At 70.2% G+C, this 23,711-nt stretch carries 23 protein-coding genes; 20 read left to right on the forward strand and 3 right to left on the reverse strand.

Features of this window, described 5'->3' with window-relative positions:
* The first annotated feature begins 12 nt into the window (after positions 1-12).
* Both OHS58_RS40135 and OHS58_RS40140 read left to right on the forward strand, forming a co-directional pair.
* Entirely contained in the window at positions 13-1,530 is a 1,518-nt protein-coding gene (locus tag OHS58_RS40135) for a M1 family metallopeptidase (protein ID WP_328645839.1), read from the forward strand.
* Positions 1,531-1,552: 22 nt separating this feature from the next.
* Positions 1,553-1,996, forward strand: coding sequence for a DUF3592 domain-containing protein (locus tag OHS58_RS40140; protein ID WP_328645840.1), 444 nt, complete (start codon positions 1,553-1,555; stop codon positions 1,994-1,996).
* Between the two features lie 136 nt (positions 1,997-2,132).
* Here OHS58_RS40140 and OHS58_RS40145 read toward each other — a convergent pair whose 3' ends face one another.
* Both OHS58_RS40145 and OHS58_RS40150 read right to left on the reverse strand, forming a co-directional pair.
* The gene (locus OHS58_RS40145; RefSeq protein ID WP_328645841.1) at positions 2,133-2,702 is read right to left on the reverse strand and encodes a GNAT family N-acetyltransferase; all 570 of its coding nucleotides are present in this window, start codon (positions 2,700-2,702) and stop codon (positions 2,133-2,135) included.
* Positions 2,703-2,733: 31 nt separating this feature from the next.
* Positions 2,734-3,570, reverse strand: a complete 837-nt coding sequence (locus OHS58_RS40150) for an inositol monophosphatase family protein (RefSeq protein ID WP_247060331.1) — start codon at positions 3,568-3,570, stop codon at positions 2,734-2,736.
* A 177-nt stretch (positions 3,571-3,747) separates the two neighbouring features.
* Here OHS58_RS40150 and OHS58_RS40155 point away from each other — a divergent pair, with 177 nt between their 5' ends.
* Positions 3,748-4,818: a glycosyltransferase family 4 protein gene (locus OHS58_RS40155; RefSeq protein WP_328645842.1), complete on the forward strand. Its 1,071-nt coding sequence runs from the start codon at positions 3,748-3,750 to the stop codon at positions 4,816-4,818.
* 3 nt (positions 4,819-4,821) lie between these two features.
* The gene (locus tag OHS58_RS40160) at positions 4,822-5,925 is read left to right on the forward strand and encodes a glycosyltransferase family 4 protein (RefSeq protein ID WP_328645843.1); all 1,104 of its coding nucleotides are present in this window, start codon (positions 4,822-4,824) and stop codon (positions 5,923-5,925) included.
* A 2-nt stretch (positions 5,926-5,927) separates the two neighbouring features.
* Here the strand turns inward: OHS58_RS40160 and OHS58_RS40165 are convergent, their stop codons facing one another.
* Entirely contained in the window at positions 5,928-6,398 is a 471-nt protein-coding gene (locus OHS58_RS40165) for a MarR family winged helix-turn-helix transcriptional regulator (RefSeq protein WP_328645844.1), read from the reverse strand.
* A gap of 53 nt (positions 6,399-6,451) precedes the next feature.
* Between OHS58_RS40165 and OHS58_RS40170 the strand changes: the two genes are divergently transcribed.
* From OHS58_RS40170 to OHS58_RS40245, 16 genes are all read left to right on the forward strand, one after another.
* Positions 6,452-6,997, forward strand: coding sequence for a DUF4386 domain-containing protein (locus OHS58_RS40170; RefSeq protein WP_328645845.1), 546 nt, complete (start codon positions 6,452-6,454; stop codon positions 6,995-6,997).
* Positions 6,998-7,006: 9 nt separating this feature from the next.
* On the forward strand, positions 7,007-7,696 hold the full coding sequence (locus OHS58_RS40175) for a demethylmenaquinone methyltransferase (RefSeq protein ID WP_247060336.1): 690 nt from the start codon (positions 7,007-7,009) through the stop codon (positions 7,694-7,696).
* Positions 7,697-7,705: 9 nt separating this feature from the next.
* Entirely contained in the window at positions 7,706-8,992 is a 1,287-nt protein-coding gene (locus OHS58_RS40180; protein ID WP_326945916.1) for a geranylgeranyl reductase family protein, read from the forward strand.
* 481 nt (positions 8,993-9,473) lie between these two features.
* On the forward strand, positions 9,474-9,893 hold the full coding sequence (locus OHS58_RS40185) for an NADH-quinone oxidoreductase subunit A (protein ID WP_247063898.1): 420 nt from the start codon (positions 9,474-9,476) through the stop codon (positions 9,891-9,893).
* 4 nt (positions 9,894-9,897) lie between these two features.
* On the forward strand, positions 9,898-10,446 hold the full coding sequence (locus OHS58_RS40190) for a NuoB/complex I 20 kDa subunit family protein (protein WP_086863694.1): 549 nt from the start codon (positions 9,898-9,900) through the stop codon (positions 10,444-10,446).
* Positions 10,447-10,450: 4 nt separating this feature from the next.
* A complete protein-coding gene (locus tag OHS58_RS40195) occupies positions 10,451-11,203 on the forward strand; it encodes an NADH-quinone oxidoreductase subunit C (protein WP_326945917.1) in 753 nt (250 codons plus the stop codon).
* Positions 11,200-12,534, forward strand: coding sequence for an NADH-quinone oxidoreductase subunit D (locus tag OHS58_RS40200; protein WP_328645846.1), 1,335 nt, complete (start codon positions 11,200-11,202; stop codon positions 12,532-12,534). The genes OHS58_RS40195 and OHS58_RS40200 overlap by 4 nt, the downstream gene beginning before the upstream one ends.
* On the forward strand, positions 12,531-13,394 hold the full coding sequence (nuoE, locus tag OHS58_RS40205; RefSeq protein ID WP_326956153.1) for an NADH-quinone oxidoreductase subunit NuoE: 864 nt from the start codon (positions 12,531-12,533) through the stop codon (positions 13,392-13,394). Before OHS58_RS40200 ends, nuoE begins: the two co-directional genes overlap by 4 nt.
* The gene (nuoF, locus tag OHS58_RS40210; RefSeq protein WP_326945920.1) at positions 13,394-14,692 is read left to right on the forward strand and encodes an NADH-quinone oxidoreductase subunit NuoF; all 1,299 of its coding nucleotides are present in this window, start codon (positions 13,394-13,396) and stop codon (positions 14,690-14,692) included. The genes nuoE and nuoF overlap by 1 nt, the downstream gene beginning before the upstream one ends.
* Entirely contained in the window at positions 14,689-17,163 is a 2,475-nt protein-coding gene (locus tag OHS58_RS40215) for an NADH-quinone oxidoreductase subunit G (RefSeq protein WP_328645847.1), read from the forward strand. The genes nuoF and OHS58_RS40215 overlap by 4 nt, the downstream gene beginning before the upstream one ends.
* Positions 17,160-18,509: an NADH-quinone oxidoreductase subunit NuoH gene (gene nuoH, locus OHS58_RS40220; protein WP_326956150.1), complete on the forward strand. Its 1,350-nt coding sequence runs from the start codon at positions 17,160-17,162 to the stop codon at positions 18,507-18,509. The genes OHS58_RS40215 and nuoH overlap by 4 nt, the downstream gene beginning before the upstream one ends.
* The gene (nuoI, locus tag OHS58_RS40225; protein WP_328645848.1) at positions 18,496-19,059 is read left to right on the forward strand and encodes an NADH-quinone oxidoreductase subunit NuoI; all 564 of its coding nucleotides are present in this window, start codon (positions 18,496-18,498) and stop codon (positions 19,057-19,059) included. The genes nuoH and nuoI overlap by 14 nt, the downstream gene beginning before the upstream one ends.
* Entirely contained in the window at positions 19,056-19,916 is an 861-nt protein-coding gene (locus tag OHS58_RS40230; protein WP_326945924.1) for an NADH-quinone oxidoreductase subunit J, read from the forward strand. Before nuoI ends, OHS58_RS40230 begins: the two co-directional genes overlap by 4 nt.
* Complete coding sequence (nuoK, locus tag OHS58_RS40235; protein WP_247060354.1) at positions 19,913-20,212, forward strand: NADH-quinone oxidoreductase subunit NuoK; 300 nt, start codon at positions 19,913-19,915, stop codon at positions 20,210-20,212. Before OHS58_RS40230 ends, nuoK begins: the two co-directional genes overlap by 4 nt.
* A 10-nt stretch (positions 20,213-20,222) precedes the next feature.
* The gene (nuoL, locus tag OHS58_RS40240) at positions 20,223-22,121 is read left to right on the forward strand and encodes an NADH-quinone oxidoreductase subunit L (protein WP_326945925.1); all 1,899 of its coding nucleotides are present in this window, start codon (positions 20,223-20,225) and stop codon (positions 22,119-22,121) included.
* Positions 22,121-23,710 carry an NADH-quinone oxidoreductase subunit M gene (locus OHS58_RS40245; protein WP_328645849.1) on the forward strand — a complete coding sequence of 530 codons (1,590 nt, stop codon included), beginning with the start codon at positions 22,121-22,123 and terminating at the stop codon, positions 23,708-23,710. Before nuoL ends, OHS58_RS40245 begins: the two co-directional genes overlap by 1 nt.
* Position 23,711: the final 1 nt, after the last annotated feature.

A 23,711-nucleotide genomic window follows, 5' to 3' on the forward strand; every position in this document is an offset into this window, starting at 1 on the left:
GGAGGGATTCGAATGCGTGCAAGAACTCGCACCGGCCTTGGTGTGCTCGCGGCCGGGGTCGCCTCGGTGCTGCTCGCCGGTACCGCCAGTGCGGCCCCGACGCCCGGTGCGCCCGGCGTCGGTGACTCGTACTACCCGAACGCCGGCAACGGCGGGACGGACGTGCTGCACTACGACATCCGCCTGACCTACCAGCCCGCGACCGACGTGCTGGCCGGCACGACGACGCTGCTGCTCACCGCGACCCAGGACCTCTCGCGGTTCGACCTCGACTTCGCGCTGAAGGCGTCGAGCGTGCTGGTGAACAACCGCGCCGCCCAGTTCACGAACCAGACCGGCAACGGCGAGCTCGTCATCACGCCGGCGCAGCCGCTGCTCAAGGGCCAGACCGCCACGGTCGTCGTCGCGTACTCGGACACGCCGTCCACCGAGCAGGTCGACGGGCTCAACGGCTGGAAGAAGGGCCCCTTCGGCGCGCTCGGCGTCGACGAGCCGCAGAGCTCCGCGTGGTGGTTCCCGGCCAACGACCACCCGACCGACAAGGCAACCTACGACGTCTCCATCGAAGCGCCGGATGACAACGTTGCCGTCACCAACGGCACGCTCGTCCGCAAGACGAAGAGCCGCGCCGGCTGGACGCGCTGGCAGTGGCGCAGCACGAAGCAGCAGGCCACCTACCTGACGTCGTTCATCGTCGGCAAGTACGAGCTGAACCAGTCGACGACGCCGGACGGCAAGCCGTTCATCACGGCGTACGGCTCCGACCTCGGCGACTCGCTGTACGCGGCGAAGGCCAGTGTCGAGCGGACGCCGGAGATCGACGCGTTCCTGGCGACGAAGTTCGGGCCGTACCCGTTCGAGGCCGAGGGCGGCGTCGTCACCAGCGGCATCGGCTTCTCGCTGGAGAACCAGACCCGGCCGACCTACGGCACGCGCAACTTCCTCGCGGGCTCCAACACGACGCTCATCGCGCACGAGAACGCCCACCAGTGGTTCGGCGACAACGTCTCGCTCGGCCGCTGGAGCGACATCTGGCTGAACGAGGGCTTCGCGTCCTACGCCGAGTGGCTGTGGTCGGAGCACGAGGGCGAGGGCACGGTCGCCGAGCTGGCGCAGTACACCTACGACTCGAACCCGGCCGACGGTGCCCTGTGGAAGCTCATCCCGGCCGACCCGGGTGCGGACAACCAGTTCGACAACGCGGTGTACGACCGCGGCGCGCTGACGCTGCAGGCGCTGCGCACCGCCGTCGGCGACGAGTCGTTCTTCAAGATCCTGCAGGCGTGGCAGGCCCAGAAGGGCGGGTCGAACGGCCGGATCCAGGAGTTCATCGCGCTGGCCGAGAAGGTCTCGGGCAAGCCGCTGTACGACCTGTTCCAGACGTGGCTGTACACGTCGGGCAAGCCGGCGGTCGGCCCGAACGGCGCCTCGCCCGCGGCTTTCACGGCCCGGGCGGCGTCGGTCAAGCCGAAGTCGTTCGACCAGATCCAGGCCAACCACCGGAATCTCGCCGCGGAGCACAAGCACTGAGCAGTACCGCTACGCTCGCGGCGTGAGCACGAGAGGTGAGCGGGCGAGGCGCGTCGGGTGGTGGATAACCCTCGCCGTCGCCTCGCTCCTCACCGTGATGTGCATCTGCCTGCTCTTCGCGGCGATCCGCAACGACCGCTCGATCTCCGGCCAGCTCGGCACGGCGACGGCCACGGTGGACTCGGTGGCGTTCGACCGCACGATCATCCACTTCGAGACCCCGGACGGCATCGTCCACAGCCCGGCCAACGGAGTCCTCTACCCGGACGGCCTGGCCGCGGGCCAGCTGGTCCGCATCGAGTACGACGCGACGGACCCGGAACTGGCCCGGGTAGCGGGCCGCTCGGCGACGCTGACGCTGCTGCCGCTGGGCAGTTTCGTGTTCTTCACGTGGCTGGTGGCGGGGCCGCTGCTGTGGTGGATCCGGCGCCAGAACAAGCGAACACTGGTCGACGCCGCGGCTTGACCGGCAAACATCCCCCACCACACCCAGGGGGGCGTGCCCTGCTCCAGTCTATCGGCACCGGGTCCCCCGAAGGGGTGACGCGGTGAATCTGTGGACAACCGCAGCCGATGTGGACAACTCAGCCGACCTGGACAACTCAGCCCGGCTGGGCCCTCTCCAACCACCGGCTCCGCGTGATCTCGTACTCGACCTCACCCTGTTCGGTGCCCGGAAGCACCGCGGCGAAGTCCTCCGCCGAGGTGAACGCGCGGGCGAACGTCAGCCCGGCCGACGCCATCGTCGCCCGCGACGGCGTGTTGACCGCCATCGTCTGGGCGAAGATCCGGTCCAGCCCCAGCTCGGAAAAGCCGTACCGCAGCAGCTCCCGAGAGCCCTCGCCGGCGTAACCCTGCCGCCAGTGCCGGCGCAGCAGCCGGTAGCCCAGCTCGGCCTGACCGTCGCCCTCGACCGAAGGCTGGTCCGGTCCCTGTGGCGGCCGCAGGATCCACCAGCCGACGAAGTCCTCGCCGGCGAAGCCCATCCAGAAGCCGAAACCGGGTGAGACGACCATCCGGCGCCGGTGCGCGGCCTCGACCTCGGCCCGGGTCGCCGCCCGGCCCGTCAGGTACCGCATCACCTCCGGGTCGGAGTCCAGCTCGATCTCCAGCTCCAGGTGCTCGTCGGCCAGGGGTACGAGCGTCAGGCGCGCGGTGTGGAGGGTGGGCATGTCCCGATCTTCACAGCGCGCGCAACCCGTTTCAGCCCGCGTGGGCCGTCTCCTGCCACCAGCCCAGCACCTCGTCCGCCACTCCCGGGGCCGCCACCAGCAGGCCGTCCGTCGGCAACGCCGTGTCCTCGCCGTGCCGGTCCAGCACCACCGCGCCCGCCTCGATGGCCATCGCCACCGAGCCCGCGACGTCCCACTCGTGGTAGCTGTGCAGCACCGCCGCCGCCGCGTGGCCCAGCGCCACTTGGGCGATCGACAGCGCCGCCGAGCCCAGCACCCGGACGCCCGCGTGGGCCGCCGCCGCGCGCTCGATGAACTCGCCCATCCCCGGCCAGGGCCCGCGACGGGCGAACTCCGTGAACACCAGCGCGCCCGCCGTGACGCAGCGGTCGGTGAGCCGGACCGGGGTGCCGTTCGCGCGGGCCCCCCGGCCGCGCGCCGCGGCGTAGATCTGGGCCCGGTACGGGTCCGCCACCACCCCGACCACCGGGCCGGCCGCGTCGACCAGCGCCAGGCTGTAGGCGCACCACGGCACCCCGGCGACGTAGTTCGCGGTGCCGTCCACCGAGTCGACGACCCAGCGGTACTCCGCGACGTCCGCGCCGTGGTCGGCGCCGAACTCGTGGCCCACCACCGGGATGCCCGGGAACTCGGCGGTCAGCACGCGCCGCGTGTGCCGCTCGAGGATCCGGTCGGTGTCGGTGACCCAGTCGAACGGCGAGTCGAGCGTGGCCGGGTGCGCACCCCGGCCGGCGGTCGCGGTGATCACGTCGGTCGCGTCGTTGGCCAGGCGCCCGGCCACTTCGAGGGCCCTCGACAGCAGGCCGGGCTCCACGGGCCGCGGCGGCCTGGAGGACAAGAGGGTCATGCCTGCTTAGTCTGGGCCCCGCTGGTTTCCGGGACACGACCTTGAGATGACATGTCGTGGCCGATCTGTTCCGGCAGCGTTGGCCGCGGTGTCACGCGGTCGCCAGGATCGGGTGCGATCGTCGGGAACGTGCGAGTCGCGATAGTCACCGAAAGTTTCCTGCCCCAGGTGAACGGCGTGACCAACTCCGTCCTGCGGGTGGTCGAGCACCTGCGCGAACGCCGGCACGACGTGCTGATCATCGCGCCCGGCCCCGGCCCGGACTCCTACCGCGGCGCCCCGGTGGTCCGGATCCCGGCGCTCGACTTCCCCGGCGTGCACTCGCTGCCCATCGGCGTGCCGACGCGCACCGTGCTGACGGCGCTGGCCGCGTTCGGCCCGGACGTCGTGCACCTCGCGTCGCCGTTCGTGGTCGGCGCCCGCGGGCTCGCCGCCGCGCGACGGCTGCGGGTGCCCTCGATCGCCGTTTACCAGACCGACATCGCCGGTTTCGCGTCCGCGTACGGCTTCGGCCTCGCCGCGCGCGCCGCCTGGCGCTGGGTGCGGCGGCTGCACTCCCGGGCCGACCGGACGCTGGCGCCGTCCACGGACTCCGTCGAGCAGCTGCGGCGGCACGGCGTGCCGCGGGTGCACCGCTGGGCGCGAGGGGTCGACATCGACCGGTTCTCCCCGGCGCACGCCGACGCCGCGCTGCGGGCCGAGCTGGCGCCGAACGGCGAGCTGCTGGTCGGGTTCGTCGGCCGGCTGGCGCCCGAGAAGGAGGTCGACCGGCTGGCCGCGCTGGCCGGCGTCCCCGGCATCCGCGTGGTCGTCGTCGGCGACGGCCCCGATCTCGAAAGCCTCCGGGCGCAGCTCCCGGACGCGGCCTTCCTCGGCGCGAAGTACGGCGACGAGCTGTCCGCCGCGTACGCGAGTTTCGACGTCTTCGTCCACACCGGACCGCACGAGACGTTCTGCCAGGCGGTGCAGGAGGCGATGGCGTCCGGCCTGCCGGTGCTCGCGCCCGACGCGGGCGGCCCGAAGGACCTCGTGCTGCCCGGCCGCACCGGCTACCTGCTGCCCGCGGACCGCGAGCGGTTCGGCCCGGCGCTGCTCGAGAAGATCGACGCTCTGCGGGACCCTGCGCTGCGGGCGAGGCTCGGCGAGAAGGCGCGCAAGGTCGTGCTCGGACGGACCTGGCCGGCCGTCTGCCACGAGCTGGTGGGGCACTACGAAGCGGTGCAGGGCCGAGCCGCGCGCGCGGCTTGAGCCGTGCACATCGTCCAGCTCGCGAACTTCTACGGCCCGCGCTCGGGCGGGCTGCGCACGGCGTTGCACCACCTCGGCGCCGGGTACGTCGCGAGCGGGCACGTCGTGACGCTGGTGGTGCCCGGCACCCGCTACGCCGACGAGGTCCTGCCCACCGGCGTCCGCCGGTTCTCCTTGCCCGCGCCCAAGATCCCGGGCACCGGCGGCTACCGCGCCGTCGATCCACACCGCGTCCGCGCGGTGCTGCGGAAGCTCGAACCGGACCGGCTGGAGGTGTCGGACCGGCTGACGCTGCGGGGGATGGGTAGCTGGGCGCGGCGTCACGGCGTCCCCAGCACGGTGATCTCCCACGAGCGCCTCGACCGGCTGCTGGAGCAGTTCCTGCTGCCCGAGCCGCTGGCGCGCCGCGTCGCCGACGCCGCCAACCGCCGGATGGCCGCGAGCTACGACACGGTCGTCTGCACCACGGCGTTCGCGCGGGCGGAGTTCGACCGGATCGCCGCGCCGAACGTCCGCCGCGTACCGCTCGGCGTCGACCTCACGACGTTCCGGCCCGCCATGCGCGACGACGGCTGGCGCGCCGGCCTGGCCGGGGGAGCAGACGCGCTGATCGTCCACTGTGGACGTCTCTCGCCGGAGAAACACGTGGAACGCAGCGTGGACACCGTCGCCGAGCTGACGGAGGCGGGCGCGCGGGTCCGGCTCGTCGTGGCCGGCGACGGCCCGCGACGCCGGGCGCTGGAACGCCGGGCGCGCGGCCTGCCGGTGACGTTCCTGGGGTTCCTGTCCGGCCGCGGCGACGTCGCGCGCCTGCTGGCCAGCGCCGACGTCTCCCTCGCGCCGGGCCCGCACGAGACGTTCGGCCTGGCCGCGCTGGAAGCCCTCGCGTCCGGGACGCCGGTGGTGGTCTCGGCGTCCTCGGCGCTGCGGGAGATCGTCCGGCCGGGCTGCGGCGCGGCGGTCGACGACCACGCGCCCGCGTTCGCCTCGGCCGTCACGAACCTCCTGGACCGACCGGAGGACCTGCGCCGCGCGGCGGCCCGGGCGCGGGCCGAGGAGTTCACCTGGCCCGCCGCGGTGGCCGGGATGCTGGCCGCCTTCCGCTGACTTCAGGACCGCAGGCGCAGGTAGCCGGGGTGGACGCCCGGGGTGAGGCCCTGCTGGTCCGCGATCTTGACCAGGAGGCCGTGCAGGACGTCGCGTTCGTCGTCGGTCAGCGCCGCGGTGACGGCCTGCTCGTGCGCCGCGCCGGCCTGGCCGATGCGGCCCAGCAGCGCGCGCCCCTCCTCGCTCGGCTCGACGGCGTAGAGGCGCCGGTCCTCGGCGTTGCGGCGCCGCTCGATCAGGCCGCGCTTCTCCAGCCCGTCGACCAGCGGGACCAGCCGGGTCGCCGGCGTGCCGAGCTGCTTGGCCAGCGACTGCTGGCTCTGCCCGGGCCGGGACGCCACGAGCCGCAGCAGCCCGACCTGCGCCGGCGTCAGGTCCAGCTCCGTCATCCGTTCGGTGAACTGCTGGGCGGCGTGCGCGCCGACTTGGGCGAGCAGGAACGCGCTGCCCAGCCGGGGTCTCCTCGCTTCCATGGCCGGAACGATAGTCGTTGACAATCCATTACACCAATGTAATGGTTCACGTCATGAAACGAATCGCGATCATCGCCTACGGCCTGTTCACCGTCGCCGGGGGCGTCCTCGGCGCCACCGGTACCCGCCCGGACTCGTCCGCGGCCGACGTCGCCGCCTACAACGCGGGCCACCACGGCCTGATCCAGCTGCTGGCGCTGGCCGTGCTCGGCGCCGGGTTGTCGCTCGCCACCTGGACCGCGGCCGCGAGACCGCCGAGTCTCGGCTTCGCCGGCGGCCTGCTCGCTTCGGGGAGCCTCGTGCTGAGCGGCCTCGCGACCTGGACGGCCGCGCAGAACCCCGAGTTCGCCCGGCCCTTCACGTCGCTGGCGTTCGCGGCGGGCGCGTTCGGCTTCGCGGTGCCACTCGCGCTGCTCATCGCCGTCCTGGCGCGGACGACGCCGCGTTGGCTGGCGATCACCGGCTACGTGATCGCGGTGCTCGCCGCGTTGTCGGCGTTCGGGATGCTGACGCCCGTGCTCTACCCGCTGATCCCGGTCGGGCGGTTCGGCGGCCTGATCTGGCTGGTGCTCGTCAGCTTCCGCAAGACCAGCGACTAGATTCGAGCCATGTCACGCGCCAGCCTGGACAAGAACCCGCACGAGGTCGCCGCCATGTTCGACGGTGTCGCGGACGGGTACGACCGGGCGAACTCGTTCATGACCTTCGGCTTCGACCGGCGCTGGCGCACCACCACCGCCCGCGTGCTCGACGCCCGCCGCGGCGAGAAGGTCCTGGACCTCGCCGCCGGCACCGGGGTGTCCACCGTCGAGTACGCCCGCGGTGGTGCCTGGTGCCTGGCCGCGGACTTCTCGTTCGGCATGCTGCGGGCCGGGCTGCACCGCAAGGTCCCGATGGTGGCGGCGGACGCGCTGAACCTCCCGTTCGCCGACGAGAGCTTCGACGCGGTGACGATCTCGCTGGCGTTGCGCAACTTCGTCGACACGAAGGCCGCGCTCACCGAGATCGCCCGCGTGGTCAAGCCGGGCGGCCGGCTGGTGATCTGCGAGGTCTCGACGCCGCCGTTCCCCCCGATCAGGTTCATCCACCGGCGGTTCATGCTGAAGCTGCTCACGTGGGTCGGCAAGCGGACGTCGTCCAACCCGGAGGCCTACTCCTACCTGGCCGAATCGATGCTGGCCTGGCCGGATCAGCGCACCCTCGGCGAGATCATCGAGAGCGCGGGCTGGGCCGACGTCGAGTGGTTGAACCTCACATTCGGCGTCGTCGCGATCCACCGCGCGCGAAAGCCTGCCTAAACTCGCGGTATGAGTCGTCGAAGCCCTGACCAGGACGCCGAAGTCATCGTCGTCGGCGCCGGACCGGCCGGGTCCACCGTCGCGACCTACCTCGCCCGGTCGGGCGTCGACGTGCTGCTGCTGGAGAAGACCGAGTTCCCGCGCGAGAAGGTCTGCGGCGACGGCCTCACCCCGCGCGGCGTCAAGCAGCTCATCGACCTCGGCATCGACACCAGCGAGGAAGCCGGCTGGGTGCAGAGCCGCGGCCTGCGGATCCTCACCGGCGACCTGACGCTGGAGCTCGACTGGCCGGACCTCACGAGCTACCCGCCGTACGGCGTTTCCCGCACCCGTCACGACTTCGACGACCTCCTCGCGAAGCTCGCGGTGAAGGCGGGCGCGCGGCTGTACGAGCGCACCACCGTCACCAGCGCCATCACCGACGCGACCGGCCGCGTGGTCGGCGTCGAGGCGAAGGTCGGCCCGGAGCGCACCCCGGTGAACTACCGCGCGCCGCTGGTCCTGGCCTGCGACGGCGTCTCCGCGCGGCTCGCGCTGAGCGTCGGCATCCAGAAGAACGAGAAGCGCCCGATGGGCGTCGCGGTGCGCCAGTACTACAAGAGCCCGCGCCACGACGACCCGTTCATCGAGGGCCACCTCGAGCTGTGGGACCGCTCCGACCCGCGTGACCCGAAGCTGCTGCCGGGCTACGGCTGGGCGTTCCCGCTCGGCGACGGCACGGTGAACGTCGGCCTCGGCATGCTCTCGACGTCGGCGTCGTTCCGGAACACCGACTACCGCGCGCTGCTGCGCCAGTGGCTCGACGGGACGCCGGAGGAGTGGGGCTACCGCGAGGAGAACGCGATCGGCAAGGTCGGCGGCGCCGGCCTCCCGATGGGCTTCAACCGCACCCCGCACTACCGCGACGGCCTGCTGCTGCTCGGCGACGCGGGCGGCATGGTCAGCCCGTTCAACGGTGAGGGCATCTCGGCGGCGATGGAGTCCGCGCAGATCGCGGCGGAGGTCGTCGTCCAGGCCCTGGCGCGGCGCGAAGGGCCTTCGCGTGAGCGGGCGCTGGAGGCGTACCCGCGCGCGGTGCGCGAGCTGATGGGCGGCTACTACCAGCTGGGCAACGTCTTCGCGAAGATCATCGGCAAGCCGAAGATCATGCACGCGGCGACCAAGTACGGCCTGCGGATCAACAAGATCCTCCCGCTGGTCTACAAGGGCCTGTCGGGCTGCTACGACGCCAAGGGCGGCGACGGCGTCGACCGCCTCATCTCGGCCCTCGCGAAGGCCACACCCTCCCCGCGCTAGGCCTCAATCTCCGGTCGAGGGCGGCACTTTCACGTGAAAGTGCCGCCCTCCTTCGCGCGCGGACACTCGACCGGCGTAGCAAGTTGGCCGTGCGGTCAGTGGGATAGATCACAGGTCAGCGCCCTGTTTGTCCGGTCGTGCCGTGATCATGAAACGTCTTCGCGCAGGTCGCACGCGCGTCGTTGCCGGGCCGTGACAACGATGGCGGCGGAAGTTAGGGCACCCTTATAACACGGGGGCCTAGGGACAAGAATGTGAGTCGCGTCCTACACTCCCCCCATGCTTTGTGAATCGCTTCACATCCACGACGAGTGGCTTGTGAACTATTTCACAAGCTGGCCCGAACGCAGCCACGGGCCGTAAGGAGACCCTGACCCTCGGCGGTGTGATCCAGGTCCCTTAGGGTGCCGACGAGGCTGAACGGTTCCCACCACAAGCAAAACCGCAGCGGCGCGGAAAGGATGGCGAAGACCCCGTGCTGATGTTGCCCGTGCTGACCCAAACGGACGCAGTGAACCTGGCGCAGCAGGCCCCGAGCCTGAAGCCCTACCTGCCCCTGGTCCTTCTGTTCGTGCTGGCGCTGGCGTTCGCCGTGCTGTCGGTGCTGCTGGGCCCGCTGGTCGGCCCCAGCCGTTACAACAAGGCCAAGCTCGAGGCGTACGAGTGCGGCATCGAACCGTCGCCGCAGCCGCTCGTCGGCGGCGGCCGGATGCCGGTGGCGTACTACATCACCGCGATGCTGTTCATCCTGTTCGACATCGAGATGGTCTTCCTCTACCCGTTCGCCGTGCAGGCGGACGCGCTGGGCACCTTCGGCCTGGTGGAGATCCTGCTGTTCATCGCGACGGTCGGCTTCGCGTACGCCTACGTGTGGCGGCGCGGCGGCCTGGATTGGAACTAGACCCATGGGCCTCGAAGAGAAACTCCCCAACGGCATCCTGCTGGCCAGCCTCGAAGGCCTCGTCAACTGGGCGCGGAAGAACTCGATGTGGCCCGCGACCTTCGGGCTCGCCTGCTGCGCGATCGAGATGATGACCGTCGGCGGTTCCCGCTACGACATCGCCCGCTTCGGCATGGAGCGCTTCAGCGCGACGCCGCGCCAGGCCGACCTGATGATCGTCGCCGGCCGCGTCACCCAGAAGATGGCCCCGGTCCTGCGCCAGATCTACGACCAGATGGCCGAGCCCAAGTGGGTCCTCGCCATGGGCGTCTGCGCCTCCTCCGGCGGCATGTTCAACAACTACGCCGTGGTCCAGGGCGTCGACCACATCGTGCCGGTCGACATGTACCTGCCCGGCTGCCCGCCGCGGCCGGAGATGCTGCTGGACGCGATCCTCAAGCTGCACGCCAAGATCCAGGACGAGCCGATCAACGCCCGCCGGGCCGCGATCCGCGCCGCCAGCGGCGCCCGCACCGAGCTCGTCGCGTCCTCGATCAAGTACGCGAAGAAGTAGAGCGATGACTGAGACCCCAGAACCCGGCGGCGAGCAGTCCAGCGCCGATCGTCCCACCGAAGACGGCCTCGAGCCGCGCGGTACCCGGCCCGCCGAGCCGGTCGTCACCGGCCGCGAACGCCAGGGCATGTTCGGCGTGCACGGCACCGGTGACACCTCCGGCTACGGCGGCGTCCGGCTGCCGGCCTACAACCCGGCGCCGGCCGAGCGCCCGTACGGCGGCTGGTTCGACCAGTTCGCCGACGAGTTCTACGCGGCCCTGTCGGACAACAAGGTCCCGGCCGAGGCGATCCTGCAGACGACGGTCGACCGCGGCGAGATCACCTTCTACGTCGCCCGCGAGCAGCTGCCCGCGATCGCGAAGGTCCTGCGCGACGACGGCGGCCTCCGCTTCGAGCTGCTCAGCTCGGTGTCCGGCGTGGACTACGGCGTCGACGTCCCGCAGCGGCTGCACTCGGTGTACCACTTCACGTCCCTGACCTACCGCCGCCGCATCCGGCTCGAGGTCTCCCTCGACGTCGACGACGCGCACGTGCCGTCGCTGGTCGGGATCTACCCGACCGCCGACTGGCAGGAGCGGGAGGCCTGGGACATGTTCGGCATCGTCTACGACGGCCACCCCGCGCTCACCCGCATCCTCATGCCGGACGACTGGGACGGCCACCCCCAGCGCAAGGACTACCCGCTCGGCGGGATCCCGGTCGAATACAAGGGCGCGGAGATCCCGCCGCCGGACCAGCGGAGGTCGTACTCGTGACCATCGATGAAGGCACTGCCGAAACCCCCGAATACGCCGATTCTCGCGACACGACCGAAGGCCGCGTCTACTCGGTGTCCGGCGGTGACTGGGACGACGTCGTCGCCGACGCCCAGCACGACGAGCGCATGGTCATCAACATGGGCCCGCAGCACCCGTCGACGCACGGCGTGCTCCGGCTCGTGCTGGAGATGGAGGGCGAGACCGTCACGCAGCTGCGGTCGGTCATCGGCTACCTCCACACCGGCATCGAGAAGAACTGCGAGTACCGGACCTGGACCCAGGGCGTCACCTTCGTGACGCGCATGGACTACCTGGCCCCGCTCTCGACGGAGATGGCGTACTGCCTCGGCGTCGAGAAGCTGCTGCAGATCGAGGCCCCGCGCCGCGCGCAGCTGCTGCGCGTGATGCTGCTGGAGATCAACCGCATCGGCTCGCACCTGGTCTACATCGCCACCGGCGGCATGGAGCTCGGCGCCACCACCGCGATGACGCTGGGCTTCCGCGAGCGCGAGATCGTGCTGCACCTGCTGGAGCACCTCACCGGCCTGCGGATGAACCACGCGTTCATCCGCCCCGGCGGCCTCGCGCAGGACATGCCCGCGGACTACCGCGAGAAGGTCACCGAATTCGTCAAGACGATGAAGGAACGCCTTCCGCTGTACGACAAGCTCTTCACCGGGCAGCCGATCTGGCGCAACCGGCTCAAGGGCGTCGGGTACCTGCCGGTCGACGCGTGCCTCGCGCTCGGCGTCACCGGCCCGGTGCTGCGCAGTGCCGGCCTGCCGTGGGACCTGCGCAAGACCGAGCCGTACTCCTGCTACGAGGAGTTCGACTTCGACGTGCCGGTCGACAACGGCGCGGACTGCTGGTCGCGGTACCTGATCCGGGTGCACGAGATGCACGAGAGCCTCAAGATCATCGAGCAGTGCCTGGAGAAGCTCGAGCCGGGCCCGGTCATGGTCGAGGACAAGAAGGTCGCCTGGCCCGCGCAGCTGTCCATCGGCAGCGACGGCATGGGCAACTCGCTCGAGCACGTCAAGAAGATCATGGGCCAGTCGATGGAGTCCCTGATCCACCACTTCAAGCTGGTCACCGAGGGCTTCAAGGTGCCGGCCGGGCAGGTGTACACCTCCGTAGAGTCGCCGCGCGGCGAGCTGAGCGCGCACCTGGTGTCCGACGGCGGCACGCGGCCGCTGCGGGTCCACGTGCGCGAACCGAGCTTCGTGAACCTGCAGGCGATGCCCGCGATGTCCGAAGGCGGGCTGGTGGCGGACGTGATCGCCGCGGTCGCCTCGATCGACCCCGTCATGGGGGGAGTGGACCGATGACCTCTTCAACCGCAGTCCCGGAACCGGGGCCGAACGCGGCCGACCGGACGCACGCCGCGGCCGGTGGCGACGTCGACGTGATCGCCATCGCGCCGGATCCCGCGGTCGCCGAAGGGATCCTGGCGGAGACGCCGCTCGAAGACATCTTCGACGAAGGCGTGTATTCCCGGGCGCAGGAGCTGATCGCGCGTTACCCGATGTCCCGCTCGGCGCTGCTGCCGCTGCTGCACCTCGTGCAGTCGGTGCAGGGGTACGTCAGCCAGGAGGGCATCGCGTTCTGCGCGCGGCAGCTCGACCTGTCCGACGCCGAGGTCAGCGCGGTCGCGACGTTCTACACGATGTACAAGCGCCGGCCGTGCGGCGAGCACCTGGTGAGCGTCTGCACGAACACGCTGTGCGCGGCCATGGGCGGCGACGCGATCTACAAGCGGCTCCAGACGCACCTCGGTTCCGAGCAGGAACCGCTGGGGCACAACGAGACCGCGGGCACGCCGAACGAGCCGGGCTCGATCACCCTCGAGCACGCCGAGTGCCTCGCGGCCTGCGACCTCGCGCCGGTGATCCAGGTCAACTACGAGTACTTCGACAACCAGACCGAGGACAAGGCCGTCGCGCTGGTCGACGCGCTGCAGGCGGGCAAGAAGCCGGCTCCGACGCGCGGTGCCCCGCTGAGCAGCTTCAAGGGCGCCGAGCTGCAGCTCGCCGGGTTCTTCCCGGAGGACGAGCGCCAGTACCGCACGGACGTCGACGGTCCTTCGCAGGCCGTTGAAACCCTGCGGGGCGCGCAGATCGCGCAGGAGCGCGGCTGGGTCGCCCCGGTCGCCCAGGACGTCCCACTGCCTGAAGTGGAGAAGAAGTAATGGCAGATCCCATTACGCCGGTCCTCACGAAGCGCTGGCTGTCGCCGAACTCCTGGCAGATCGGCACGTACGAGGCGCTGGAGGGCTACACCGCCATCCGCAAGGCGCTCGCCGGCACGCCGGAGCAGCTCGTCCAGCTGGTCAAGGACTCGGGTCTGCGCGGCCGCGGCGGCGCGGGCTTCCCGGCCGGCATCAAGTGGTCGTTCATGCCGCCGAACTTCGACAAGCCGCACTACCTGGTGATCAACGCCGATGAGGGCGAGCCCGGGACGTGCAAGGACATCCCGCTGATGATGGCGGACCCGCACTCGCTCATCGAGGGCTGCATCATCGCCTCGTACGCGATGCGCTCGAACCACTGCTTCATCTACGTCCGCGGCGAGGCGCTGCACTGCATCCGCCGGCTCAACGCGGCCGTGCGCGAAGCCGAAGCGGCGGGCTACCTGGGCGAGAACATCCTCGGCTCGGGCTTCGACCTCAAGATCACCGTGCACGCCGGCGCCGGCGCGTACATCTGCGGTGAGGAGACGGCGCTGCTCGACTCGCTGGAAGGCCGTCGTGGCCAGCCGCGGCTCAAGCCGCCGTTCCCGGCCGCGGCCGGTCTGTACGCCGCGCCGACCACGGTCAACAACGTCGAGACCATCGCGAGCGCGCCGTTCATCGTCAACGGCGGGTCGAGCTGGTTCCGCGAGATGGGCCGCGAGAAGTCGCCCGGCCCGAAGATCTACTCGATCTCCGGTCACGTCGAGAAGCCCGGCCAGTACGAGTGCCCGCTCGGCACCACGCTGCGCGAGCTGCTCGACATGGCGGGCGGCATGAAGGACGGGATCCCGCTCAAGTTCTGGACCCCCGGCGGCTCGTCCACCCCGATGTTCACCGCCGAGCACCTCGACGTTCCGCTGGACTTCGAAGGCGCGGCGGAAGCCGGGTCGATGCTGGGCACGACGGCCGTCCAGGTCTTCAACGAGACGGTGTCGGTGCCCTGGGCCGTGATGAAGTGGACGCAGTTCTACGAGCACGAGTCCTGCGGCAAGTGCACGCCGTGCCGCGAGGGCACGTACTGGCTGGCGCAGATCCTCGAGCGGATGGTCGAGGGCCACGGGACCGAAGAGGACATCGACACCCTCCTCGACGTCTGCGACAACATCCTCGGCCGGTCGTTCTGCGCCCTCGGTGACGGCGCGGTGTCGCCGATCACCAGCGGCATCAAGTACTTCCGCGACGAATTCCTGGCTCTGTGCGAGAAGAACCGGCACGAAGAGACCAAGCCCGAACTGGTGGGAGCGCAGGCATCATGACGATCGCCCCCGACAAGCCCGACACGGCTGCGACGCCGGTCCCCGAAGGCCACGTGAAGCTGGTCATCGACGGCGAAGAGGTCATCGCCCCCAAGGGCGAGCTGCTGATCCGCACGGCCGAACGCCTCGGCACGGTCATCCCGCGGTTCTGCGACCACCCGCTCCTCGACCCGGCGGGCGCCTGCCGCCAGTGCCTGGTCGAGGTCGAGATGGGCGGCCGGCCGATGCCGAAGCCGCAGGCGTCCTGCACGATGACCGTCGCCGACGGCATGGTCGTCAAGACGCAGCTGACGTCGGCGGTCGCCGACAAGGCCCAGCAGGGTGTGATGGAGCTGCTGCTCATCAACCACCCGCTGGACTGCCCGATCTGCGACAAGGGCGGCGAGTGCCCGCTGCAGAACCAGGCGCTGGCCCACGGCCGCACGGAGTCCCGGTTCGTGGACACCAAGCGGACGTTCCAGAAGCCCCTGCCGATCTCTTCGCAGGTGCTGCTGGACCGGGAACGCTGCGTGCTCTGCCAGCGCTGCACCCGGTTCTCCCGCGAGATCGCCGGCGACCCGTTCATCGAGCTCCTCGAACGCGGCGCCCACCAGCAGATCGGCACGGCGGAGACGGCGGACGTCCTCGACCTCGCGTCGCGCACGACGTCCGGTCAGCCGTTCCAGAGCTACTTCTCCGGCAACGTCATCCAGATCTGCCCGGTCGGTGCTCTGACGAGCGCGGCCTACCGGTTCCGCTCCCGCCCGTTCGACCTGGTGTCCGCGCCGAGCGTCTGCGAGCACTGCTCGTCCGGCTGCGCCGAGCGGACCGACTTCCGCCGCGGCAAGGTCCAGCGCAAGCTGGCCGGCGACGACCCCGACGTCAACGAAGAGTGGATCTGCGACAAGGGCCGCTTCGCCTTCCGCTACACCAGCGCCGAGGACCGCATCCGCCGGCCGCTGGTCCGCAACCGCGAGACCGGTGAGCTGGAAGAGGCGTCCTGGACCGACGCGCTGCGCATCGCCGCCGCCGGTCTCACCGAGGCCCGCGGCAACGGCGGCGTCGGCGTCCTGCCCGGTGGCCGGCTGACCGTCGAGGACGCCTACGCGTACTCGAAGTTCGCCCGCGTCGCCCTGCAGACCAACGACGTCGACTTCCGCGCCCGCGCGCACTCGGCCGAGGAGCTCGCGTTCCTCACCTCGCACGTCGTGGGCGTGACGCCGGAGTCCGGCGTCACCTTCGGCGAGATCGAGCGGGCCCGCACCGTGCTGTGCGTGGCGTTCGAGCCCGAGGACGAGGCGCCGATCGTGTTCCTGCGGCTGCGCAAGGCGGCCCGCAAGAACCGCACCCGGGTCGTCCACTTGGGACAGTGGACGACGTCGTCGGTGCGCAAGACGTCCGGCGAGCTGCTCGCCTGCGTCCCGGGCCAGGAGCCCGCGGCCATCGAAGGCATCGCCAAGCACGCACCGGACCTCGACGAGGCCCTGAGCGGTGAGAACGCCGTCGTCCTCGTCGGCGAGCGCGCCGCTTCGGTCCCCGGCTTGTTCTCGGCGCTGCACGACCTGGTGGAGCGCACCGGCGTCCGGCTCGCGTGGATCCCGCGCCGCGCCGGTGACCGGGGCGCGCTGGAGACCGGCTGCGTGCCGGGCCTGCTGCCGGGCGGCCGCCGCGTCGGCGAGGACGCCGCGCGCGTCGCCGTCGAAAACGCCTGGGGCGTCCCGCTTCCGTCCGCTCCGGGCCGCGACGCGACGGAGATCCTGAAGGCCGCCGCGGGTCGTGAGCTCGGCGGCCTGGTCGTCGGCGGCGTCGACCCGTACGACCTGCCGGACCCGGACCTCGCGCTGCGCGCGCTGGACAACGCCGGTTTCGTCGTCAGCCTCGAGCTGCGGCCGAGCGCCGTGACCGAGCGCGCGGACGTCGTGCTCCCGGTGGCCGCGTCGGACGAGAAGGCGGGCAGCTACCTCAACTGGGAGGGCCGCACCCGCCCGTTCGACATCACCATCGAGGGCACCGGCTCGCTGCCGGACTGCCGGGTGCTCGACACCCTCGCCGTCGAGATGGACACGGACCTGTTCACGCAGACGCCGGCCGCCGCGCGCGGGGACTACGAGAAGCTCGGCGCGGCCTCCGCGCTGCGCTGGGGTCACGTCGAGGCCGCGACCGGGGGCGCCACGGTTGCCCCGGGTGCCGGCCAGGCGGTCCTGTCGACCTGGCGCCAGCTGATCGACAACGGGTCCCTGCAGGACGGCGAGCCGCACCTCAAGGGCACCCAGCGCAAGCCGGTCGCGCGGTTGTCCGCGACGACCGCCGAAGGGCTGGGCGCGTCCGTCAAGGTGAGCACCGAACGCGGCGCGATCACGCTGCCGATCGAGGTCGCCGACCTGCCCGACGGCGTGGTGTGGCTGCCGGGCAACTCCGACGGCTCCGCCGTGGCCAAGACGCTCGGTGCCGGTCACGGCGCCGTGGTGAACCTCGCTGGGGGTGAACTGTGACACCGTTGCTGACCGAAGTCGCCGTCGGGAGTGTGCCCGACGCGGCGACGCGCGCGGCGCTGCTGGCGGACGACCCGTTCTGGATGATCGCGCTGAAGTCCGTGATCATCCTGCTGATCGGCCCGATCTTCACGATCCTGCTGATCGTCTGGGAGCGCAAGGCCGTCGGCCGGATGCAGAACCGGCCGGGCCCCAACCGCGTCGGCCCGAACGGCTACCTGCAGTCCCTGGCGGACGCGCTCAAGCTGCCGTTCAAGGAACAGATCATCCCGGACACCGCCGACCGCAAGGTGTACTTCCTCGCCCCGGTCATCTGCGTGGTGCCGCCGTTGATCGCGCTGGCGGCCATCCCGTTCGGCCCGGTGGTCTCGATCTTCGGCGAGCGGACCGTCCTGCAGCTGCTCGACCTGCCGGTCAGCCTGCTGGTCGTGCTGGCCTGCTCCTCGATCGGCGTCTACGGCATCGTGCTCGCGGGCTGGGCTTCCGGCTCGCCGTACCCGCTGCTCGGCGGCATGCGCTCGGCCGCCCAGGTGATCTCGTACGAGATCGCGATGGGCCTCTCGATCGTCGCGGTGATCCTGCAGGCCGGTTCGCTGGACCTGGCCGACATCGTCGCCAAGCAGCAGCCGGTGTGGTTCCTCTACCTGGTCCCGAGCTTCGTGATCTACCTGATCTCGATGGTCGGCGAGACCAACCGCGCCCCGTTCGACCTCCCGGAGGCCGAGTCGGAGCTGGTCGGCGGTTTCCACACCGAGTACAGCTCGATGAAGTTCGCGATGTTCTTCCTCGCCGAGTACGTCAACATGGTGATCGTCTCGGCGTTCGCCACCACGCTGTTCCTCGGCGGCTGGATGGCCCCGTGGCCGCTGTCGCTGATCGGGAACAACGTGCTCAACACCGGCTGGTGGCCGGTGCTGTGGTTCTTCGCGAAGATGTTCGTCCTGCTCTTCGGGTTCATCTGGCTGCGCGGCACGCTGCCCCGCCTGCGCTACGACCAGTTCATGCGCCTGGGCTGGAAGGTCCTGGTCCCGCTGAACCTGGTGTGGATCGTCATGGTGACCTTCGCGAAGGTCATCAGCTGGAACCCCGCGTCGATCATCATCGCCGCGGTCGCGATCTTCATCGTCCTCGCCCTGTTCTTCTACGTCCGCGCGTCGGGCCGCGAAGAGGAGAGCGAAGTCGTGCCGGTGACCGGTGGCGGGTTCCCGGTGCCGCCGCTCGACCTCAAGGTCCCGCAGACCACTCCGCGTCAGAAGGCTTTGGCCAAGGCCGAGGCGAAGGCGGCCCGGCGCAAGCCGGCAGCCGTCGGTACCGCAAAGGAAGGAGCGCAAGATGGGGTTTCTTGATCCCGTCAAGGGCTTCGGCGTCACCTTCGGGATGATGTTCAAGAAGGTCGCCACCGAGGAGTACCCGGAGGCCGGCGCGCCGGCCGCCCCGCGCTACCACGGCCGGCACCAGCTGAACCGTCACCCGGACGGCCTCGAGAAGTGCGTCGGCTGCGAGCTGTGCGCGTGGGCGTGCCCGGCGGACGCGATCTTCGTCGAGGGCGGTGACAACACCGAGGAAGCCCGGTACTCCCCGGGCGAGCGGTACGGCGCCGACTACCAGATCAACTACCTGCGCTGCATCGGCTGCGGGCTCTGCATCGAGGCGTGCCCGACGCGGTCGCTGACGATGATCAACTTCTACGAGCTGGCCGACGACGACCGCCAGCGGCTGATCTACACGAAGGAAGACCTCCTCGCGCCGCTGCTGTCCGGCATGGAGCAGCCGCCGCACCCGATGCGGCTGGGCGAGAACGAGCAGGACTACTACGTCAACGGGCCACAGCTCGAAGCACGCTTTTCAGCTGAGAGCTCATCAACACAGCTGGCGCGCGGGGAGGGTGCGAAGTGATCACCGCACTGCTGGCCCAGGCACCCACCGGTGCCGCCGCGGGCGTGACGACCGGTGAGGCCATCGCGTTCTGGATCCTCGGCCCGGTCTGCCTGCTCGGCGCGCTCGGCATGATCTTCTCCCGCAACGCCGTGCACTCGGCGCTGTGGCTGGTGCTGACCATGCTGAGCCTGGGCGCGCTGTACATGATCCAGTCGGCGCCGTTCCTCGGCTTCACGCAGATCATCGTCTACACCGGCGCGATCATGATGCTGTTCCTGTTCGTGCTGATGCTGGTCGGCCGCGAGAGCTCCGACTCGGTCGTCGAGGTGCTGCGCGGTCAGCGGCTCGCGGCGACCGTGCTGGGCATCGGCCTGGCCGCGCTGCTGGCCACCGGCATCTACCGGGCGCTGGACAACGTCACCCCGGCCGTCCCGCTCGACTCGGCGACGTCCGCGGGCGGCGGGCCCAAGGGCCTGGGCCGGCTGATCTTCACCGACTACCTCTTCCCGTTCGAGCTGACGTCGGCGCTGCTCATCACCGCCGCGGTCGGCGCGATGGTGCTGGCCTTCACCGACCGGCACGCCAAGGGCGGCAAGAAGACGCAGAAGGAACTGGTCGTGGCGCGCTTCCGCGGCGAGCACGACCGGCCGTCGCCGCTGCCCGGCCCGGGTGTCTTCGCCACGGCGAACTCGGTGTCCACCCCGGCGCTGCTGCCGGACGGCTCGGTCGCCCCGGAGTCGCTGTCGGCGATCATCGAGTCCACCTCGGCGATCGAGCTGGCGAAGGAACGCAAGCTCGTCGCGGACGATCGCCCGCACCCGGACGCGCACGCGCTGGTCGGTTCCGAAGGTGCTTCGGAAGGGGAGAAGGAATGACCCCCACGTACTACCTGCTGCTCTCGGCGCTGCTGTTCTCGATCGGCGCGGTCGGCGTGCTGGTGCGCCGCAACGCGATCGTCGTGTTCATGTGCATCGAGCTGATGCTGAACGCGGTGAACCTCTCGCTCGTGACGTTCGCCCGGATCAACGGCAGCCTCGACGGCCAGATCATGGCCTTCTTCGTGATGGTCGTGGCCGCCGCCGAGGTCGTGGTCGGGCTGGCGATCATCATGGCGATCTTCCGCACCCGGCGCTCGGCCTCGGTCGACGACACCAACCTGCTGAAGTACTAGGAGACACCGAGTGACCGCATCATCGTGGCTGCTGGTGGCCCTCCCTGCCTTCGGCGCGCTCGTCCTGCTGCTCATGGGCAAGCGCGCGAAGGGCTGGGGGCATCTGCTCGGAACGGCCACCGTCACCCTGGCCTTCGTCTGGGGCCTGATCCTGTTCTTCACCGCCGACACGGGCCAGACCACGGACACCAAGCTCTACTCGTGGATCCCGGCCGGCGCGCTGCAGATCGACTTCGGGCTCCGGGTCGACGCCCTGTCGCTGACGTTCGTGCTGCTCATCACCGGCGTCGGCATGCTGATCCACTTCTACTCGATCGGCTACATGGCCGACGACGAGGCCCGGTACCGCTTCTTCGCGTACCTGAACCTCTTCGTCGCCTCGATGCTGATCCTGGTGCTGGGCAACAGCTTCGTGACGCTCTACCTGGGCTGGGAGGGCGTGGGTCTCGCGTCCTACCTGCTCATCGGCTGGTACCAGGGCCGCCCGTCCGCCGCGACCGCGGCGAAGAAGGCGTTCCTGATGAACCGCGTCGGTGACGTCGGGCTCGCGCTGGCGATCTTCATCATGTTCAAGTACGCCGGTTCGACCGGTTACGCGCAGGTCTTCGACGCGGTGGGCGCGGGCAAGTTCCCGCCGGCCGCGATCACCGCGATGGCGATCTTCCTGCTGCTGGGCGCGTGCGGTAAGTCCGGCCAGTTCCCGCTGCAGGCCTGGCTCCCGGACGCGATGGAGGGCCCGACCCCGGTCTCGGCCCTGATCCACGCGGCGACGATGGTCACCGCCGGCGTCTACCTGGTGGCCCGCTCGCACGACATCTTCAACGCCACCGAGGACGCGCGCCTGATCGTCACCTTGGTCGGCACGGTGACCCTGCTGATCGGGTGTGTGATCGGCTGCGCCTACGACGACATCAAGAAGGTCTTGGCGTATTCCACGGTCAGCCAGATCGGCTACATGATGCTGGCCGTCGGCATCGGGCCCGCCGCGTACGCGCTCGGCATCATGCACCTGGTGGCGCACGGCTTCTTCAAGGCCGGGCTGTTCCTCGGGGCCGGTTCGGTCATGCACGCCATGAACGACGAAGTCGACATGCGCAAGTTCGGCGGCCTCCGCAAGAAGATGCCGATCACCTACATCACCTTCGGCCTCGGTTATCTCGCGCTGATCGGCTTCCCGCTGCTGTCCGGTTTCTGGACCAAGGACGCGATCATCGAAGCGGCTTTCGCCCAGGAAGGCTGGCGCGGCTGGGTCATGGGCGGCGCGGCACTGCTGGGTGCCGGGCTGACCGCGTTCTACATGACCCGCCTGATGGTGATGACCTTCCACGGCAAGGAACGCTGGAAGGAAATCAAGAGCGCCGACGGCCGCGACTTCCACCCGCACGAGTCCAAGCCGATCATGTGGGTGCCGATGGCGATCCTCGCGGTCGGCTCGGTCGGCGCGGGCGCGTTCTTCTCGCTCGGTGACCGGTTCAAGAACTGGCTGGCTCCCGTGGTCGGCGAGGCACCGGAAGCCCACCTGGCGATCGACAAGTGGCTCATGTCCGGGATCGTCGTCGCGGTCTCGCTGGCGGGCTTCCTGGCCGCGTACCTGATCTTCCGCCGTCCCGTCCCGGTCGAGCGGCCGGAGCGCGTCTCGTTCGTCACCCGCGCCGCCCGCAACGACCTGTACGGCAACACCCTCAACGAGACGCTGGTCGCCCGTCCGGGCACCTGGCTCTCGCGGGCGCTGGTCTTCGTCGACAACCGCGGCGTCGACGGCGCGGTCAACGGCCTCGCCGCCGCTCTCGGCGGCGGCTCCGGCCGGCTGAGGCGGCTGCAGACCGGGTTCGTCCGGTCCTACGCGCTGTCGATGCTCGGCGGCACGTTCCTGCTTCTGGCGGCTCTCCTGCTGGTGAGGTTCTCCTGATGACCTGGTTGCTGATCCTCATCCTGGTGCCGCTGGCCGGCTCCCTGGTGCTGGCGTTCCTCAAGGGGAACGACCGCGCCGCGGTGCTGGCCGCGCTCGCCTTCTCGATCCTCGAGTTCCTGCTGATCATCCCGTTCTGGCTCAGCTACTCGCCGTCCGGCGCGCGGCTGCAGATGACGTCGAGCTTCGACTGGATCCCGAGCTTCGGGGTGCACATCGCGTTCGGCACCGACGGCATCTCGCTGATCATGATCGCGGTGATCGCGCTGCTGGTGCCGATCGTCGTCGGCGGGCTCGGCACGATGGACAAGCTCCCGCCCGGCCGCAGCGCCGGCGGGTTCCTGTCGCTGATCCTGCTGCAGGAGGCGCTCACCATCGGCGTCTTCGCCGCGACGGACGTCTTCCTGTTCTACGTGCTGTTCGAGATCATGCTGATCCCGATGTACTTCCTCATCGGCGGCTACGGCGGCGCGAACCGGCAGTACGCGGCGGTGAAGTTCTTCCTCTACTCGTTCCTCGGCGGCCTGATCATGCTGGCCTCGGCGATCGGGGCGTACTCGCTGGCGGACAAGAAGCTCGGCCACGGCACGTTCGACTGGGCCACGCTGGTCACGGTCGTCCGGGACGCCCCGCTGAGCACGCAGATCTGGCTGTTCCTCGGCTTCTTCCTGGCGTTCGCGATCAAGGCGCCGCTCGTGCCGTTCCACACCTGGCTGCCGGACGCGGCGGGGGAGGCGCCGATCGGCGTCGCCGTCCTGCTGGTCGGCGTGCTGGACAAGGTCGGCACGTTCGGCTTCCTGCGCTACTGCCTGCCGATGTTCCCGGACGCGAGCAAGACGCTGGCGCCGCTGGTGCTGGTGCTGTCGGTGATCGGCGTGCTGTACGGCTCGATCCTCGCCGCGGGGCAGCGGGACATGAAGCGGTTCATCGCCTACGTCTCGATCGCCCACTTCGGCTTCATCTCGCTCGGCATCTTCGCGTTCAACGAGCAGGCGATGATCGGCTCGGCGACGTACATGCTGAACCACAGCCTCGCGACCGGCATGCTGATCGTGGTGATCGGCCTGGTCGTCGCGCGCGGCGGCTCGACGAAGATCTCCGACTACGGCGGCATGGCGAAGGTCACCCCGCTGCTCGCGGGCCTGTTCCTCCTCGCCGGGCTGTCCACGCTCTCGCTGCCGGGCACCAACTCGTTCGTCTCCGAGTTCCTGGTGCTCATCGGGGCCTTCGTGGACCAGCCGGTGTACACGATCCTGGCGACGGTCGGCATGGTCCTGGCCGCGGCCTACGTCCTCTGGCTCTACCAGCGCGTCATGCAGGGTCCGCTCCGCGGAGCGGCCCTGGTGCCGCCCGCCAAGGGCGGCGGGGCCACCCCGGCCGGCGTCGAGTCGGGTGGCGCCGTGGCCACCGCGACCGTGACCGAGCCGGGCGCGACCAAGGTGATCAAGGACCTGAGCGGCCGGGAGATCGCGATCCTCGCGCCGCTGGTCGTGCTGATCATCGTCCTCGGCTTCTACCCGAAGCCGGTGCTCGACACAGTCACCCCGACGGTGCAGCAGACGCTGTCCGCGGTTCAGGGAGGCAAGTAAC

Source organism: Amycolatopsis sp. NBC_00348 (assembly GCF_036114655.1).
Classification (GTDB): domain Bacteria; phylum Actinomycetota; class Actinomycetes; order Mycobacteriales; family Pseudonocardiaceae; genus Amycolatopsis.

Bases quoted from the DNA above. Each gene is read 5' to 3' on its own strand.
- OHS58_RS40180 (WP_326945916.1), top strand. From the start codon at position 7,706: ATGAGTCGTCGAAGCCCTGACCAGGACGCCGAAGTCATCGTCGTCGGC.
- nuoE (WP_326956153.1), top strand. From the start codon at position 12,531: ATGACCTCTTCAACCGCAGTCCCGGAACCGGGGCCGAACGCGGCCGAC.
- nuoI (WP_328645848.1), top strand. From the start codon at position 18,496: ATGGGGTTTCTTGATCCCGTCAAGGGCTTCGGCGTCACCTTCGGGATG.
- OHS58_RS40170 (WP_328645845.1), top strand. From the start codon at position 6,452: ATGAAACGAATCGCGATCATCGCCTACGGCCTGTTCACCGTCGCCGGG.
- OHS58_RS40190 (WP_086863694.1), top strand. From the start codon at position 9,898: ATGGGCCTCGAAGAGAAACTCCCCAACGGCATCCTGCTGGCCAGCCTC.
- OHS58_RS40195 (WP_326945917.1), top strand. From the start codon at position 10,451: ATGACTGAGACCCCAGAACCCGGCGGCGAGCAGTCCAGCGCCGATCGT.
- nuoK (WP_247060354.1), top strand. From the start codon at position 19,913: ATGACCCCCACGTACTACCTGCTGCTCTCGGCGCTGCTGTTCTCGATC.
- OHS58_RS40145 (WP_328645841.1), bottom strand. From the start codon at position 2,702: ATGCCCACCCTCCACACCGCGCGCCTGACGCTCGTACCCCTGGCCGAC.
- OHS58_RS40150 (WP_247060331.1), bottom strand. From the start codon at position 3,570: ATGACCCTCTTGTCCTCCAGGCCGCCGCGGCCCGTGGAGCCCGGCCTG.
- OHS58_RS40175 (WP_247060336.1), top strand. From the start codon at position 7,007: ATGTCACGCGCCAGCCTGGACAAGAACCCGCACGAGGTCGCCGCCATG.
- OHS58_RS40185 (WP_247063898.1), top strand. From the start codon at position 9,474: ATGTTGCCCGTGCTGACCCAAACGGACGCAGTGAACCTGGCGCAGCAG.
- nuoF (WP_326945920.1), top strand. From the start codon at position 13,394: ATGGCAGATCCCATTACGCCGGTCCTCACGAAGCGCTGGCTGTCGCCG.
- OHS58_RS40215 (WP_328645847.1), top strand. From the start codon at position 14,689: ATGACGATCGCCCCCGACAAGCCCGACACGGCTGCGACGCCGGTCCCC.
- OHS58_RS40165 (WP_328645844.1), bottom strand. From the start codon at position 6,398: ATGGAAGCGAGGAGACCCCGGCTGGGCAGCGCGTTCCTGCTCGCCCAA.
- OHS58_RS40135 (WP_328645839.1), top strand. From the start codon at position 13: ATGCGTGCAAGAACTCGCACCGGCCTTGGTGTGCTCGCGGCCGGGGTC.
- OHS58_RS40245 (WP_328645849.1), top strand. From the start codon at position 22,121: ATGACCTGGTTGCTGATCCTCATCCTGGTGCCGCTGGCCGGCTCCCTG.